The organism is Acetobacterium bakii, from assembly GCF_001263355.1.
Taxonomy (GTDB): Bacteria; Bacillota; Clostridia; order Eubacteriales; family Eubacteriaceae; genus Acetobacterium; species Acetobacterium bakii.
On the sequence record NZ_LGYO01000036.1, the window covers coordinates 1 to 16,125 of the forward strand.

Genomic DNA, 16,125 nt, shown 5'->3' on the forward strand with positions numbered 1-16,125 from the left:
GTTTCGTGTAAACTGGCAGCGAAGCTCACGGTAGTTTCGCAATTACCTAGATAATTGATTTAAATCAGTTTGCGTTCAATCAGGGCGAAGGCGATTTGTACAGCATTGGATGCTGCGCCTTTACGGATGTTATCGGCAACAACCCAAAGATTAACACCGTTGTCCAGACTGAAATCCCGGCGAATGCGTCCCACGAAAACCTCATCTTTGTTTTCAGCATTGATGGCCATGGGATAAATGTTGTTTTGAGGATCATCCTCAAGAACAATTCCCGGGGCTTTGCGGTAAAGGGTTTTGACATCATCGACGTTAAATTCATTTTTTAGTTCAACATTAATGCTTTCACTGTGGGCGTAATAAACAGGAACGCGAACAGTGGTGGCAGTAATGCGCAAGCTGTTGTCATGCAAAATCTTTTGGGTTTCGTTGACCATTTTTATTTCTTCTTTGGTATAGCCATTGTCCATAAAGGAATCAATGTGGGGCAAACAATTATAGGCAATGGGGTGGGGATAGAAGGTGTTTTCTTCGCCTTTGATCCCTCGTTCCAGATCCGCATAGCCTTTGACTCCCGAGCCGGAAACGGCCTGGTAGGTTGAGTAGACAATGCGCTTGATGCCAAAAGCATCGTATAAGGGTTTTAAAGCAACCACCGCCTGAATGGTGGAACAATTAGGGTTGGCAATGATGTTTTTATGCCAGTCCAAATCTTCGGGATTTACCTCGGGAACAACCAATGGCACGGTTGGATCCATTCGAAAAGCACTGCTGTTATCAATGACAATCACACCCTTTGCTGCAGCAATCGGTGAAAAACGTTCGCTGGTATCGCCTCCGGCTGAAAATAGGGCGATGTCAATATCCTGATCAAACGCATCATCACAAAGTTCCTGAACCACATAGCTTTTTTTGTTAAATAAAATTTCTTTTCCTGCCGAACGTTTGGATGCCATGGGATAAAGGTTGGCAATCGGAAATTTTAATTCAGCAAGAACCTCAAGCATTTTTTGACCAACCATTCCCGTGGCGCCAACAACAGCAACATTATATGATTTCATAATTCCTCCATAAAATTTAATAAATTAAAAAAAAGCCAGTAAAGTACCAGCTAAAATAATAACAGAACATCTCAATTAAGACGCCATTATTTTCTTAGATAGCACTCCATCAAATGAATGATGACAGTTTTATTGCTGTTTGCAATAAACCCAGGAAGTTGGTGGCAATTCAAAATCCTTCGGCGAACTTTCCTTTCATGACGCTTCATTCCATTAGCCATGGCAAGCGTAATTAATCATAAAGACCGCACCTCTATCGAGACCCTATTCAATTTCCATCTATTATAACAATTATAATCAGGTTTTTCAAGTGTTAATTAAAATTGTTCCTTAATATAAAATAGAAACGCATATTTTAAAAGATATGCGTTTCTAAAGTAAAGCGCTTTATCTTTACTTTTTTGTAAGATCAACCGCATCCAGAGCATCATTAATGGATCTAATTAATGCGTCAGTATCGATACCATGGGCAATGGCCCCTTGTTCAATGCTTTCAAAACGTGCTGCCATACAACCAAAACAATGCATTCCGTAGGCCTGGAATACATTGACTGAATCCGGATATGCTTTTACAGCATCTAAAATTCCCATATCTTTGGTAACTTTCATTTTTTCACCTCCAAAAAGAGTGTAGTACTCAATTTAATTATGATACATTCTAAAACTTAAAAAAATTATATAAGAAAAAAGAAAAAAAGTCAATAACTTGCTAAATTTCCTTTTAAGCGCTATAATAGTAGAATAGGGGAATTTTATTGTAAAGGGGTGGATTAATGTGATAATTCAAAAGGTAGTCGTTAGCAACAAAGCGGGACTACATGCAAAACCGGCCTCCCTTTTTGTTCAAAGAGCCAATGATTTCAAAAGTGAAATCTATATTAAAAAAGAATCGACACGGGTCAATGCAAAAAGCATCATGGGCGTAATGATTTTGGCGGTACAAAAAGGCGACGAGATTGAGATTGAGGCATCAGGCGATGATGAAAAAAGAGCTGTTGAACAATTGAAATTATTAATTGAAAATAAATTTGATTTTGCCGACGAAGTTTAGGAAATAAAGTATGAATGCAAATTCATGCTTTATTTTTATTAGTATGATTTTATTGGCTTGATACTTAAAAATACTGGAGAAAAAATGCGAAAATTGTTAATTGCCATTTCATTTTTTACACGAATACCCATAAAAATAAACAATGTGACAAATGAAGAGTTTTATGACAGCATGATTTTAATTCCCATTGTGGGACTTTTTATTGGTTTGATACTATATGGGGTTTCACTGCTGGTATCTTTGATTCATTTTATGGGATTACAAGCACTGTTAATGATTATTATTTATATCTGGCTCACCGGAGGTCTTCACCTTGACGGTTTCGCCGATACCACTGACGCCTTGTTCAGTGCCAGGGATCGGGAAAAAATGATGGAAATTATGAAAGACAGCCGTTTAGGGGCTTTTGGTGCCATTGGTTTAATTCTATTAATTATGACCTATTGGATGAGTTTCACTGTGGTACTGCCGGAGTACAGCATGGTGCTTTTAATCATGCCTGTGTTTGGACGGGTGGCCGCTATTATGTCAACCTGTTTTTCAACCTATGCACCAGGCGGTGGCGGACTTGGTAAACGCTTTGTTGAAATGACGAAGCTTCACCATTTCGTCATTTATCTCGTGGCAGTTCTGGTTTATGCAACGGTTATTTTAGGTTATGTAGGGTTTATTGCGGTTGTTTTAAGTTCTATTCCCGGACTATTGCTAATGCTGAATCTGCAAAAAAAAATTGGCGGTATGACCGGAGATACTATCGGTATGACTATTGAGCTTAATCAGGTGTTTTTTCTGGTGATATTCAGTGTAATGATCATAAACTTTCCAGCACCAATGCTTCTTATTCCCGGAACACTTTTCGGATAATAGCTTTCACCTTGATTTTTAAGAAAGGAATTGAATGAAAAAAACAACAAATCAACTAAATGACCGGCCGGAACAAGCGTCGAGCAAGGATTTTTTGCCCATGTCCAAAGCTGAAATGAAGGAGCAGGGGATTGATCAGTGTGATTTTATTCTTATCACCGGCGATGCTTATGTGGATCACCCTTCTTTTGGAGCCGCCATTATCGGACGGGTTCTGGAATCAAAAGGTTTTAGAGTTGGGATTATTGCTCAACCGGATTGGCGTGGGGATGAGGATTTTAAAAAACTGGGACAACCAAGACTTGGTTTTTTGGTAACCTCAGGTAACCTTGATTCCATGGTTAATCATTTTTCAGTGAATAAGAAGCGTAGGCGAGAAGACGTGTATTCACCTGGGGGCGAAGCTGGCCTCAGACCGGATCGCGCAACCATTGTCTACTGTGGAAAAGTTCGTGAGCTTTTCGCTGATACGCCTCTGATTATTGGTGGTATCGAGGCCAGCTTGCGGCGTTTTGCCCATTACGACTACTGGCAGGATAAGGTAAGACGACCCATTCTTTTTGACTCAAGGGCAGATATTCTGGTTTATGGCATGGGCGAAAAGGCGATTATTGAAGTCGCTGAGGGTTTGGATGCCGGGATTTCCGTGGAATTACTGACCTATATTAAAGGAACGGCCGTTATTGTGAAAGAACCGGAGTTGGAAGACGCCATTGTATTACCGTCAGTGGAAGAGGTTATTGAAGATAAAAACAAATACGTTGAGGCGACAGCACTTATTTATCATAGTAACAATGCCTTTGAGCCCTGGGCTTATTTCCAAAAGAGCGGGAACCGATATTTCAAACAAAATCCGCCGCAAATGCCTTTAAGTCAGAACGAATTTGATGCACTTTATGACCTGCCTTTTACTTATCAGAGCCATCCATCCTACAAGGCAAAAGGTGATATACCGGGCTTGGCCGAAGTCAAGTTCAGCATCACCGCCAACCGCGGGTGTTTTGGGAACTGCAATTTTTGTGCCCTGGCCATTCATCAGGGGAAATATGTTCAAATGCGCAGCAAGGGCTCCATTGTAAAAGAAGCCCGGCGGATGATGCATGACCCGGATTTTAAAGGGTATATTCATGACATTGGCGGGCCAACCGCGAATTTTAGTCATATGGCCTGTAAAAAGCAGGAAACTCATGGGTACTGTAAAAACAAAGAGTGTCTTTCTCCTGAACCCTGTGATAAAATAGATAGTCGTCATGGTCCCTATTTAGAAACCCTGAGGGCCGTGCGGAAAATACCGGGTATCAAAAAAGTATTTATCCGTTCAGGCATTCGCTATGATTATTTAGCTTTGGAAAAGGATACAACCTTTCTTCAGGAACTGGTTGAATATCATGTGAGCGGGCAGTTAAGGGTGGCTCCGGAGCATGTGTCAGAAACAGTGCTTCGGCATATGGGTAAACCTTCATTTAAGGTTTATGAAACTTTCGTCAAGGATTTTAAGAAAATTGATGCGCGGCTTGGGAAAAATCAATATGTTCTGCCTTATTTTATTACCGGACATCCCGGGTGTAAACTTGAAGATGCCATAAAGCTGGCTGAATATATCCGCGATATGGGATTTTTTCCAGAGCAGGTACAGGATTTTTATCCAACACCCGGAAGTGTGGCAACTGCAATGTATTATACCGGCGTGAATCCTCTGACCAAGGAAACTGTTTATGTACCGATGGGTCGGGAAAAGAATATGCAGCGGGCCCTGGTACAATATAATAAGCGAGAAAACTATATACTGGTTCATGAAGCCCTGACAAAAGCCTATCGGGAAGATCTCATCGGGTCTGATAAAAAGGCGTTAATTCATGAAAAAACAGTAAGTCATAAGAAAACGGATACTAAAGGTAAAACCCCCAATGCTCAGAAAAGTGGAGGAAAAAGAAAACAAAAAAATGGAAAAAAAATTAAGTGAATCCATTGAGGATTATATCGAAACCATCTACCTGGAGTATGAAAAGAATAAAAAAGGTGTTCGGGTCACAGATCTTGCATTGAAAATGAATGTGAGTAAAGCCAGCGCCAATGATGCGGTAAGAAAACTCAAAGCCCTTGGATACGTTGATCATGAGCGTTACGGACAAATATTCTTAACGGATTCCGGGATGAATACTGCCTGTACTATTTATGAAAAACACCGTTTTATCAGCCAGTTTCTGGTCACTATCCTTGGGGTATCTTCAAAAATTGCAGAAGAAGATGCCTGCGCCATTGAGCATATTATCAGTGATGAAACTTTTGAAAAAATAAAAGCATGTTTAAAAAACAGTAAAAAATAAAAAGTCGAAAAATAAATTTATTAAGGATAAAATAATGAACGAAAACAATAAAATAATTGCAAATGGTGAAAAATACACCATGAAATTGATTGATATCACCCACAGCGGTGAAGGACTTGGACGGATTGAAAACATGATCGTTTTTGTTGAAGGAGGTCTTCCGGGAGATACGGTGGAAGTCGAAATCAAAAATGTGAAAAAGACCTATGCCCAGGGAAGACTCCTGAACATCATCGAAAATGCACCGGAGCGTGTTGTACCTGCATGTAAATATTTTGAACAATGTGGGGGCTGTCAGCTTTTACACATGAGTTATGAGGGGCAGCTTCGAGTGAAATCAAAAATGGTCGGGGATGCGCTGGAAAGAATCGGGGGCCTGAAGGATATTGCAGTTAATCCAATCATCGGCATGGAAGATCCAACCCGTTATCGGAATAAAGCTCAGTTCAAAGTCGACAAAAACGGAATGGGATTCTATGCCAAACAATCCCATAACCTAGTTCATATTGATGATTGCCTGAATCAACCGGAAAGTGCGGCTGACGTGATTCGTACCATGAACGCTATGATCAGTGATTTGAACCTCAGTATTTATGATGAACGAACTCATAAGGGATACATTAGAGGTATTTTACATCGAACCAACCTTGAAGGTGAAAACATGATCACCATTATCATTAATGGGCGAGATCTTAGCCAAAGACCCGCCATTGTGGATGCGATCCTCGCAGGAATACCCAATGTTAAAAGTATTTTTGTGAATATCAATCGCGAAAAGGGCAATGTAATTCTTGGCAGAAAAAGCCTTTGTATCCATGGTGTTCCCAGAATCGTTGAAAAAATAGGCGATCTCATGTTTTCAATTTCGCCGAATTCATTCTTTCAGGTGAATTCAAAACAAACGGTGAAACTCTACGACGTCATTAAGAAAATGGCGGCATTAAAAGGAACGGAAACAGTTTTTGACCTTTATTGCGGTACCGGAACCATCGGTCTTTATATTGCAGATAAAGCAAAGGAAGTCATTGGAATTGAAAGCGTTGGGGATGCGGTTCTAGATGCCCGGGAAAATGCCGGACTTAATCAGATTGACAATGCAGTGTTTCTTCACGGTAAAGCGGATGAAGAAATGGCCCGTATTGCCAAGGATGAAAACATTAAGCCAGATTTGATCGTTCTGGATCCACCACGAAAAGGCTGTGAAGAAACACTTTTAAATGCCATTGGTGATCTGAAGACTCCACGGGTTATTTATGTATCCTGTAATCCATCTACCCTGGCCCGGGATTTAAAAATCATGATCACTTTGGGTTATGGAATTTTAGAAGTACAGCCGGTGGATCTCTTCCCAGGCACCGGACATGTTGAGACAGTAGTATTGATGTCACGAGAAAAATAAAGAATGTGAAGCCCAGTAATACTGGGCTTTTTGTTTTTTGTGATATAATTTTATTATGTAAAAACAGATCAATTATTGCTTTGTGGGAATCGGTCAAAAGGGTCGATTTTGGCCCGTGCAATGCTTATTTTATTCGCCCAATGATTTTCTCAAAGCTGTAACATAAGTTTCTTGTTGCTTTTTAAGATATGACTTTACAAATAAATTCATATATAAAAATTAAAAACCACTCACCGTTTATTTGTAAGGATATTCTGGAGTGTAGTGGGTATGTAATAATGTTAATTCAATATAGTTTTCACGCTCAACTTTAGGTGTTTGACCACAGCGGCAGACTGCTTTCAAAATTTACATTAATTTTCCCCGTATCCTTTAGCCACGCGAGATAAGAACGAACTGTGCTGCCCACTAAGACATATTGCTCAAAATTCATCGTGAGACCGTACTCGTTAAACAGCTTTTGCAGGATATGTTCAAAACAGAGCGGCTTCCTGCAGAGCAGCAGAATCTTTTCCGCTATCTCATGTACCTTATCAATGTTGAGCTGGGCGAGCAGTGAGATATCGTTTGTGGCTTCCGCGTGGGCAGGAACAAACATGGAGGCTTCCAGCGTCTTTACCATTTCCAGTGTATTGAGATAGGCCGCAACATCATAAATAAAACCGATCTGATATTTTTTCAGCGTTTCTTTGCTAGACAGGCAGTCCGCCAGATAGACCACATCGTCCGCATCCCGGTATCCAACCATATCGAAAAAATGCCCCGGCAAGGGGAGCATGGTCATACCATCCGGCAGCACCTCCGCATTTAGATATTCCGCGTCGCTCTCCTGGGCCATCAGAAATTTATGCCGCAAATCCTTGGGCGGATAGCCTCCATACAGAAAGGACGGTTCCAACAGAGGATGGCGCGTAAAGTCGCAGTCGATTCCCGGTGCGTAGATTTTACAGCCTGTCTGATGTTGCAAATATCTATTCCCCCCAATATGGTCAGCATTGGAATGGGTATTCAGAATCGCTTTCAGGTACCAGTTGTTCTTCTCCAGGATCTGACGTACTTTTCTTCCCGCATCCTTGTCGCTTCCGCTGTCTACCAGATAGACCTCATTATCATGATCCACATAAAGCCCGATTTTCGCGGGGCAATTAATATAATAGCTATTGCTTCCGATCTTTACCAGTTCATACATTGCTGTAACCTCCTTATCAGTATGGATAGAAAATCATATTGTAGACCGTGCAAATTTCTTCAAAGGGATTGCTGTAGGCATGCGGCGTGTCTGCACTAAAACGAAGCGCCTGCTTTTCCTCAACCGAGATGGTTTTTCCGTTCAAGTCAAGCTCCATCTTGCCTTTTAGAACTAAAATGTATTCCTCAACACCGTCCAGATGCTTCTCTGAGCAGTGATTGCAGCCAGGATCAAACTCAATATAGAATGTTTCCACATTTCTTACAGGATCGTAGGCGAATAGCGAATATGCCCTCATACGCCCGTTATCCTCAACAATAACGTCTTTCGCCTGCAAAGTTGCGACGGCATATTCCGCCTGCTTGTTTCGTAAAAACGAAGATAAAGGAACCTTCAACCCTGTTGCGATCTTCCAGAGCGTATTGACAGTCGGGTACGACTGCCCTCGCTCAATTTGTCCCAGCATCGGCTTGCTGACAGTAGTGATCTTCGCCACTTCATCCAGAGTAAGATTTTGGCTGGTACGTATTTTCTTCAGGTTTTCTCCTATGCTTGGAATGGGTGTAGTCATTATATCCCTCCTTAAATATGTTATATTATTATAATTGATTATTATAGCATATTCAATAGATACTGCAAGTGATGCCCGGATATTTTTAATAATTTTTTTGATTAAGAAAAATAACAATCAAAACTTGTTCACCGGTCGGAATATACAGTCCTTATGCAAGTATTGGCGGGCAGGTTTTTGAGATGTAAAATTTAAGCGGACAAGTTTTTAAACCTGTCCGGTTAAATTTATTTATTGTTCGTCAAAAAAGCCTAAGTTTAAATATTTTCTTATGAACTTTCCTTTAACAAATTAGTTTTTATCTAGACTTCCAATTTCACTATCAAATAAAGACTTTTTTCATTTGATTTAACATTTCAACAATTTTTTCGTTTTCTTTATCATAAGAATTTTCACTGAGATATTTTTCAATACGAGCAGTGAGTGTATTGGCATAGAAACTGATAGAAGTAGCTGTAGTATTCGTTCTCTTTTCTCATTTTATAGCTGGCGGGCATAGGTATCATACCTATTTTATTTCCTTGAAGTGCAAAATGATTAAATGTAACAGCTAGAGGATTTACTAAGAACTTACTTATAATTGTGTCTTTTTGGTTGTTTTTAATGATTCATTCTGATATGATTTCGCTATAGGAATAGTAAATATACCAGTGAAAGTTCAATTTATCGTGCAAAAGTACTTTCTTCGCTGGGAAATACAAAATACAAATTGGGATAAGTGGTTTCAATGCATTGCCAACCGGAGAAACCTGAAAACTGTTATTGCAGGGAATCGTTCCGGTACATTGAACACTGTGCTCTTTGGAATTCTTGGTGTGATGATGGAAATTATAGGATTTAATTTAGTTTAATACATTCCAGGAAAATAAAGAATACGAAAGGAGTTGTATTTTTGAATATACTAATTAACAAATTCAAAGAAGTTTTAGCGTCGGTACTGCCAATTACACTAATTGTGGTGGTTCTTCATTTTACTATTGTTCCCCTTGAATCATATATTCTGTATCGCTTTCTTTTAGGAGCCCTGTTTATTGTAGTTGGGTTGACTATCTTTCTCTTTGGGGTTGATCTGGGAATTTCACCCATCGGAAGTCTTATGGGAAACGCCATTGCAAAAAGCAATAAAATCTGGGTTGTTGGCGTTTCAGGGATCATATTGGGGTTCTTCATTTCAGTAGCCGAACCGGACCTTCATATTTTGGCAGGACAGGTGGCGGCGGTAACCACGGGCCTGATTTCCAAAACCAGTATTGTGGTGGTAGTATCCATGGGAATTGCCCTATTATTGACCCTTGGATTCTTCAGAATTATTTATAATAAGCCATTAAATAAGCTGTTTACAGGTCTTTACATCATAATCTTTGTCTTGGCATTATTCACATCCCCGGAATTTCTGGCAATATCTTTCGACGCATCAGGAGCAACTACCGGGGCAATGACGGTTCCGTTTATACTGGCACTGGCATTGGGAATATCGGCACTTAAAAAAGGGACCGCCTCGGAAGAAGATAGTTTTGGTCTTGTTGGCATTGCATCAACCGGCGCGATTCTTGCCGTGATGGTCATGAGCATTTTAAAGGGAACGAAAAACATATCCGGAAACCTTGCCGCAGATGCTTCACAATCTTCTTCGGTATTGGCTCCATTTTTGGAAAAACTACCAGTCATGCTCTATGAGGTTTTCATTGCATTGATCCCTATCCTAGTGATCTTTCTCGTTTTTCAGTTGATATCATTTAAGCTGAAGAAACGGTCTTTGAGAAGGATACTCAAGGGTCTGCTGTATACGCTTCTGGGTTTGGTGCTCTTTCTCACAGGGGTAAATGCAGGTTTCATGGACGTGGGCACAGTTGTGGGATACAAAATTGGAAGTATGGACAACAAGTTCATTCTTGTAGCTATTGGGTCGCTGCTTGGCCTAGTGGTGATTCTTGCAGAGCCGGCAGTTTACGTTCTCACAAAGCAAATTGAGGACGTGACAAGTGGCTATATTCAACGAAAGGTAGTTCTTGGGACGTTTGCCATTGCCGTATCAATGGCCGTGGGATTATCGATGTTAAGAATTGTGGTGCCGGAAATACAACTCTGGCATTATTTGCTACCTGGATATCTTTTATCCATTATCCTTAGCTATCTTGTTCCAACGCTCTTTGTAGGTATGGCATTTGACTCAGGAGGCGTGGCCTCAGGGCCAATGACTGCAACATTTATTCTGGCATTCGCACAAGGGGCGGCGGAATCCATTGAAGGGGCCAATGTTCTTATTGATGGCTTTGGAGTGATTGCTATGGTTGCATTAATGCCGATTATCGCTTTGCAAATCATGGGATTGATTTTTAAAATAAAATCGGTCAAGGGAGGAATCGACAAAAATGGAGAATAATATAGAGGAAAGAACCTACGAAATGCTGCTTGCAATGGTAAACTTCGGTATTGGTTCAAAGGTTTTACATCTGGCAAAAAAATATGGCATATCCGGGGGTACTATTTTTCTGGGTAAAGGAACTGCCCATTGCCGCATATCGGATTTTTTAGATATTTGCGATGAAAGAACGGAGCTGGTGCTTATGATTGCCCAGGAAAATAAAATAAAAACAGTTGCTGAAGTGATCAGCGAGAAATTCAAATTTCACAAACCCAATCATGGGATTGCAATCACAACATCGCTGAATAATTTTCTTGGTGTAAGGAACTGTAAGTACAACAAAGCTTATGAAACGAGAGGAGTTGAGAGAACAATGTATGAAGGCATTTTTGTAGTTGTTGACAGAGGCATGGGAGAAACTGTTGTTAGTGCAGCAGAAAATGGAGGTGCAAATGGTGCTACCATCATCAATGCAAGGGGATCGGGAATCCATGAGTACAGAAAGATTTTCGCTATGGATATAGAGCCTGAAAAAGAGATCGTGATGGTGATTACTGAGACGAAGAAAACCGAATCCATTGTAAATTCCATTCTTAGTGAAATAAAATTGGATGAACCAGGGAAAGGAATTATTTTCACGATTGGAATTAATAATACTTATGGATTATTTGAAGAATCAAAAGAAGGCAAAAGACAAGGACTATAAAATTCAAAAGATAAGATGGATGGCAATATTCTTTTACCTGGTCAATACTAAGAAAATATGCTTCCTTTTATGTCAAATATCCTTCAGGTTAAAAATTTTATTTAAATCACACTAATTTTGAGACGAAAAAAGTAGAAGGTTAGGCATGGAAATGTTACAATATAGAAAGTGTTGCTTGATTCTTATAAAATAAGGTTAAATCGAAGGTGAATTTAATTTGGCATGGATGTGGAATTAAATTAGTTTTGGGAGGAAAGAGTCTTAGTGAAGAATAACAATAAAACAATTAATATCAAAACAATGAATGAAGATAATCGACAAAGAAAAAACGATCATTTTTTTGAAGAGTGTATTTCAACTTTATCAGAAAAATTGGAACTTGCAAATAGTCTTTTAACGACAATCCTTGAAACAACTCATGAATTTATGATTTTTGGCTTGGATACTGAATATCGCTATTTAAGCTTTAACAATCGCCACAAAGACATGGCAAAAGCTCAATGGGGTAAAAATATTGCCATTGGGATGAAAATTCTTGATTTGATTGAGGATAATGAAGAATGGGCAAATATGAAGAGCTTTTTTGATCGTGTTTTATCAGGTGAACAGTTTTCGTCAATTGAAGAATATGACGAAAACAATACAACCATTGTTCTTGGAAAGAATCATTGGGCTCCAATAAAAAAAAGCAATGGGGAAATTACTGGTTTAGTTTGTTTTATTCAGGATATCTCAGAAAAGAAGCAATTTTTAAAAGAATTACTTGAAGAAAGAAAAAACCAGGATACGATTGAGTCGCTGACATTTTGTGATCAGCTTACCGGCGTATACAATCGTAAGTTCTATGAAAAAGAATTAACCCGGCTTGATGAGAAATCCTATTATCCATTGTCAATTATCTTAGTAAATGTTAATAATATGGATTTAGTAAATAGTCAGTATGGACAGGCAGTGGGAGATAGTTATATTAAGAAGAGCGTTCAGATTCTTAATAATGGATGTAGAGGGGATGACGTGGTTGCTCGTTTGGAAGGAGACGAATTTGTTATTCTTATGCCTAGAACAGAAGGTGCCAAAGTTGAACGGGCGATTGATCGAATTAAAAGAAGCTTGGATCAAGAGAAGATCAGATCCATAAAACTATCTGTATCTTTTGGATTTTCCACAAAATATGAAGAGTCGGAATCTATTGGTGATATCTTTAATATGGCAAAAAAATACTTGATTCGAAATAAAGAATTAAATGATAGTTGATCGATTAAAGTAATTGGAAGAGAAAATTTGAATATAAAGAGATTATAATTTGGATACATAGTAAAATATGTTTAATTTAAAGGGGAATAAATGATAAAAAATTACATGGAAGACGTTATAGATAATTATTTACCTCACCTAATTGAGAGTTATCCTGATATTTGCACCTGTCAAATGTGCATTGAAGATATAAAAGCAATCGCATTAAACCATCTCACCCCGACATATTTTGTTACACGTGAGGGATTACTTTATTCAAAAGTTGAAGAAATGACATTTCAATATAAAGCAGATCTGGCAAATGAACTGACCAAGGCCATTGAGATTGTCTCACATAATCCAAGACATGACTCATAAGGCATTGCTGCTTTGAGTACATATGAAAAAGCTCCTGAAAATGCCCTGAAATGGCATTTTCAGGAGCTTTTTTTATAAAAAAGCAAAAAAAAGTTGCATCCCATTTTAGTTTTTGGTGACAGCAATTGTTTTTGGGTAATAATCAATTAATAATACCTATGATTTGGGTCTGATTTTGATAGAATTATTCAAAATTAATTTCATAATTATTTGAGAAGGAAGGTATGATGATGCGACGATACATTTATTTAGCGGCTGTCGTTACGGTGATTGTTCTGGTATTCTATTTTGGCAGCATGAATGATTGGTTCTCAATAAATAACAATAATAATGCATCAGTTGATTCGGTTACTGAAGCAACCGAAAACCGCTATAAAGAAATGGAAATAAGGGAGTACAATGGAATTCGACTCGATCCTTCGGTTGGCCCCCGAGATAATTCCATTTCCGGAATTCAACAGGTCGATGTGAATGACTATCAATTAAAAGTCACGGGACTGGTTAATAATCCTGTGACTTTCAGCTACGATCAGGTATTGGAAAAAGAAAGTTTCGAGCGATTAATTATACTCTATTGTGTGGAGGGTTGGAATGCCAGGGTTCTCTGGAAGGGCGTCAGGATTATGGATCTCATCGACGATGCAGGAATCAGTGAGGATGCAAAGGTGGTCATTTTTCACTGCGCAGACGGTTATACAACGTCTATTCCATTGGAAACCATTGAAAACAAGGATATGTTGTTGGCTTATTCGTCCAATGGAATCACATTGCCAGAATCAATGGGCTTTCCGTTTATTGTAGTAGCGGAGGAAAAACTTGGTTATAAATGGGCCCGTTGGGTTAACGAAATTGAGCTCTCGAATGATGTGCAATACAAAGGTTACTGGGAGAATTTAGGATATCCCAATGACGCAAATATTGGTAATAATTAGCGTTCGATAAATGGCTAAAAAATGATAGGGAAAGGAAGATAGTGAAGATAGTGAAGAGAAAGCATGAAAATTTTCTGGTTATTTTAACGCTGTTGTTACCATTTTTTTTGTCGGGCTGTGTTTTTAGTTTTATGAGCGTTAAACCGCCTTCCTATTCAATTAAAGAAGGCATATATACAGCAGCTGTTACAGTGGCAATCAACGATCCGGAAGCGAATAATATTACTGTCTATTATACTACAGACGGCAGCCAGCCGGACACTCAGTCAACAGTGTATATATTACCCATAATTATTGATGAAACAACCACATTAAAAAGCATTGCAGTAGACGGATCTGGAAAAAAATCGAAAGTTGAAACCGCAGTTTATACTATTGACTCTGAAACAAGCACTTATATTCCAGATAAGGCCAATCCGGGAAATGGTGAAACAGCAGATGTTTATGACCAATTCATGGGAGTGATTGCAGGCATGTGGGTTACACAGTTTCCTGATAATTCGACGGGCGTTTTTTCATTTTATCCCATCAATTCGATAACAGGCTCCATGACTTATACAGAAATAAGTCCTGAAGGTTATGGTGATGCATATACTGCCTACTATTCGATCTATCCTGAAAACGGGGGTTATGCCGGTTATATTTATTTAACCGGTATAGAATCCGGAGGAATATCACCTAAGAGTACAACACTTTATATGGAAGTTAATCCGAATAATCTTTCTCAAAGCTATATTGAGGGATTTTACTATATCAATAATGATTTAAATGAAGATTCTGATGATGAGATCCATGATTTTCTGAATAATGTTTACTAAAAACTGCCTATGGCACTAAAATGGTTTGTTTGATGTTTGCTCCTTCAGAACAAAGAAAGACATATAAAAAGACCTGTAATTTTAATGATTACAGGTCTCAAATCATATTTACAAACCGCGATGCTTGATTTCTTCAATGCATTCAGCAATCCGTTCAGTGACAGTCTGGGCTTCAGTATCAAAATCTGCCATTTGTGCAGCTATCTTGGAACTGGATACATGCATACCGGACTGCTTGAATAGAAAACTGCGTTCGTTCTCAATATCTTTCAGTTCTTCTACTAAATTCTCTAATTTCTTTTTAAGTTCCAAATCATTTAAATCATCAAGTTTGCTCATAATTCTATCTCCTCTTAGTTATTACTACCAAGGTCAGGTTAGCCCGACTTTGGTAGTATAACATGGCTGGAGGTTGAATGTAAAGAGATAGAACTTCAAGAGTAATAAGGTGAAATTAATAGGCTGTCTAGCTCAGTTTTTATTCCTTTTCCCAAGCTTCAAAATCTTCCATAACTTTGTCATAGGTTAATTGTGATATTTCAGGGAGTTCTCCACCAAATGCTTCTTTTGCTTTTTCAAACCCCTCTTTAAAAGCACTTCGCAAAAGATCAATTTTACTTTTATCGCCTCCGGATATAGTTTTTGCAAAATCTATAATCCGACCGGCTGTGCTGGTGACACCCCAATACCCTTGATCGGAAACAGCTTCCTGTGCAGCAGCTTGTGTTTCAGAATCGACTGTGATAGTAGCTTCTTTTCCTTCACTTAAGTTTTTAAGAATTTCATTTGTTTTTGAACCTTGCTTTTCAAGCATAAGTCGAACCATTTTTTTAAATGATTCAGTATTTTTCGTAAAATCCTGCTTGATTTCATTGAGCTTTTTTCGATCAATTGTATATGTCCCGGTGTCTTCTTTTTGGGAATTCCCAAGTTCAAGTGTATCAACCCTTGTTTGTTGGTCCTTGAGATTTTCAGTCCCTTTAGTGTTTTCTGAAACGTCATTGGTTTGAGATGAACCTTTTGTTTGAGCTTTTTGAGTGATAATGGTGTTATTATCCATTGGTTTGATATTCATGAGATCCTCCTCTAATCATTTTAAGATACAATTACAGCAAATGTTTTATATCCTTGATCATAATATCGACAAAAACAATGAAAACCATTAGAAATATTGATAGGATAGAGATATTAAATTACAATAAATTGGGCTAACGTGTGTTTGTCAACTGAAAAG

17 protein-coding genes and 1 riboswitch are annotated in these 16,125 nt (G+C 38.7%); of the genes, 11 read left to right on the top strand and 6 right to left on the bottom strand.

What is annotated here, in order from left to right; all coding sequences use genetic code 11:
* Positions 1–59: 59 nt before the first annotated feature.
* Together AKG39_RS13985 and AKG39_RS13990 are read right to left on the bottom strand one after the other, a co-directional pair.
* The gene (locus AKG39_RS13985) at positions 60–1,058 is read right to left on the bottom strand and encodes an aspartate-semialdehyde dehydrogenase (protein ID WP_050741029.1); all 999 of its coding nucleotides are present in this window, start codon (positions 1,056–1,058) and stop codon (positions 60–62) included.
* 91 nt (positions 1,059–1,149) lie between these two features.
* Positions 1,150–1,322, bottom strand: a riboswitch (Lysine riboswitch).
* A gap of 129 nt (positions 1,323–1,451) precedes the next feature.
* Positions 1,452–1,667 (bottom strand): DUF1858 domain-containing protein, encoded by a 216-nt coding sequence (locus tag AKG39_RS13990; RefSeq protein WP_050741030.1) that lies wholly within the window; start codon positions 1,665–1,667, stop codon positions 1,452–1,454.
* Between the two features lie 166 nt (positions 1,668–1,833).
* Between AKG39_RS13990 and AKG39_RS13995 the strand changes: the two genes are divergently transcribed.
* The 5 genes from AKG39_RS13995 (at position 1,834) to rlmD (ending at position 6,699) form a co-directional block, all read left to right on the top strand.
* A complete protein-coding gene (locus tag AKG39_RS13995) occupies positions 1,834–2,109 on the top strand; it encodes an HPr family phosphocarrier protein (RefSeq protein ID WP_050741031.1) in 276 nt (91 codons plus the stop codon).
* Between the two features lie 84 nt (positions 2,110–2,193).
* Entirely contained in the window at positions 2,194–2,973 is a 780-nt protein-coding gene (gene cobS / locus AKG39_RS14000) for an adenosylcobinamide-GDP ribazoletransferase (protein ID WP_050741032.1), read from the top strand.
* Between the two features lie 34 nt (positions 2,974–3,007).
* Entirely contained in the window at positions 3,008–4,936 is a 1,929-nt protein-coding gene (locus AKG39_RS14005; protein ID WP_050741033.1) for a YgiQ family radical SAM protein, read from the top strand.
* The gene (locus AKG39_RS14010; protein ID WP_050741045.1) at positions 4,917–5,300 is read left to right on the top strand and encodes a metal-dependent transcriptional regulator; all 384 of its coding nucleotides are present in this window, start codon (positions 4,917–4,919) and stop codon (positions 5,298–5,300) included. The genes AKG39_RS14005 and AKG39_RS14010 overlap by 20 nt, the downstream gene beginning before the upstream one ends.
* A 34-nt stretch (positions 5,301–5,334) precedes the next feature.
* Positions 5,335–6,699 (top strand): 23S rRNA (uracil(1939)-C(5))-methyltransferase RlmD, encoded by a 1,365-nt coding sequence (rlmD, locus tag AKG39_RS14015; RefSeq protein WP_050741034.1) that lies wholly within the window; start codon positions 5,335–5,337, stop codon positions 6,697–6,699.
* Between the two features lie 310 nt (positions 6,700–7,009).
* Here rlmD and AKG39_RS14020 read toward each other — a convergent pair whose 3' ends face one another.
* Positions 7,010–7,888: an MBL fold metallo-hydrolase gene (locus AKG39_RS14020; protein WP_050741035.1), complete on the bottom strand. Its 879-nt coding sequence runs from the start codon at positions 7,886–7,888 to the stop codon at positions 7,010–7,012.
* 16 nt (positions 7,889–7,904) lie between these two features.
* Positions 7,905–8,459: a helix-turn-helix domain-containing protein gene (locus AKG39_RS14025; protein WP_050741036.1), complete on the bottom strand. Its 555-nt coding sequence runs from the start codon at positions 8,457–8,459 to the stop codon at positions 7,905–7,907.
* Between the two features lie 892 nt (positions 8,460–9,351).
* On the opposite strand from AKG39_RS14025, the gene AKG39_RS14030 reads away from it, so the two are divergent.
* The 6 genes from AKG39_RS14030 (at position 9,352) to AKG39_RS14055 (ending at position 14,891) form a co-directional block, all read left to right on the top strand.
* Positions 9,352–10,842 carry a DUF1538 domain-containing protein gene (locus AKG39_RS14030; RefSeq protein ID WP_050741037.1) on the top strand — a complete coding sequence of 497 codons (1,491 nt, stop codon included), beginning with the start codon at positions 9,352–9,354 and terminating at the stop codon, positions 10,840–10,842.
* A complete protein-coding gene (locus tag AKG39_RS14035; RefSeq protein ID WP_050741038.1) occupies positions 10,832–11,530 on the top strand; it encodes a P-II family nitrogen regulator in 699 nt (232 codons plus the stop codon). The genes AKG39_RS14030 and AKG39_RS14035 overlap by 11 nt, the downstream gene beginning before the upstream one ends.
* 264 nt (positions 11,531–11,794) lie before the next feature.
* Entirely contained in the window at positions 11,795–12,784 is a 990-nt protein-coding gene (locus AKG39_RS14040) for a sensor domain-containing diguanylate cyclase (RefSeq protein WP_050741039.1), read from the top strand.
* Between the two features lie 90 nt (positions 12,785–12,874).
* Positions 12,875–13,141 (top strand): late competence development ComFB family protein, encoded by a 267-nt coding sequence (locus AKG39_RS14045; RefSeq protein ID WP_050741040.1) that lies wholly within the window; start codon positions 12,875–12,877, stop codon positions 13,139–13,141.
* Positions 13,142–13,371: 230 nt separating this feature from the next.
* On the top strand, positions 13,372–14,073 hold the full coding sequence (locus AKG39_RS14050) for a molybdopterin-dependent oxidoreductase (protein WP_160316198.1): 702 nt from the start codon (positions 13,372–13,374) through the stop codon (positions 14,071–14,073).
* Positions 14,074–14,204: 131 nt separating this feature from the next.
* On the top strand, positions 14,205–14,891 hold the full coding sequence (locus AKG39_RS14055; protein WP_115028385.1) for a chitobiase/beta-hexosaminidase C-terminal domain-containing protein: 687 nt from the start codon (positions 14,205–14,207) through the stop codon (positions 14,889–14,891).
* A 108-nt stretch (positions 14,892–14,999) separates the two neighbouring features.
* Here AKG39_RS14055 and AKG39_RS14060 read toward each other — a convergent pair whose 3' ends face one another.
* Both AKG39_RS14060 and AKG39_RS14065 read right to left on the bottom strand, forming a co-directional pair.
* Entirely contained in the window at positions 15,000–15,230 is a 231-nt protein-coding gene (locus AKG39_RS14060) for a hypothetical protein (RefSeq protein ID WP_050741043.1), read from the bottom strand.
* A 139-nt stretch (positions 15,231–15,369) separates the two neighbouring features.
* Positions 15,370–15,966, bottom strand: coding sequence for a hypothetical protein (locus AKG39_RS14065; RefSeq protein ID WP_050741044.1), 597 nt, complete (start codon positions 15,964–15,966; stop codon positions 15,370–15,372).
* Between the last annotated feature and the right edge of the window lie 159 nt (positions 15,967–16,125).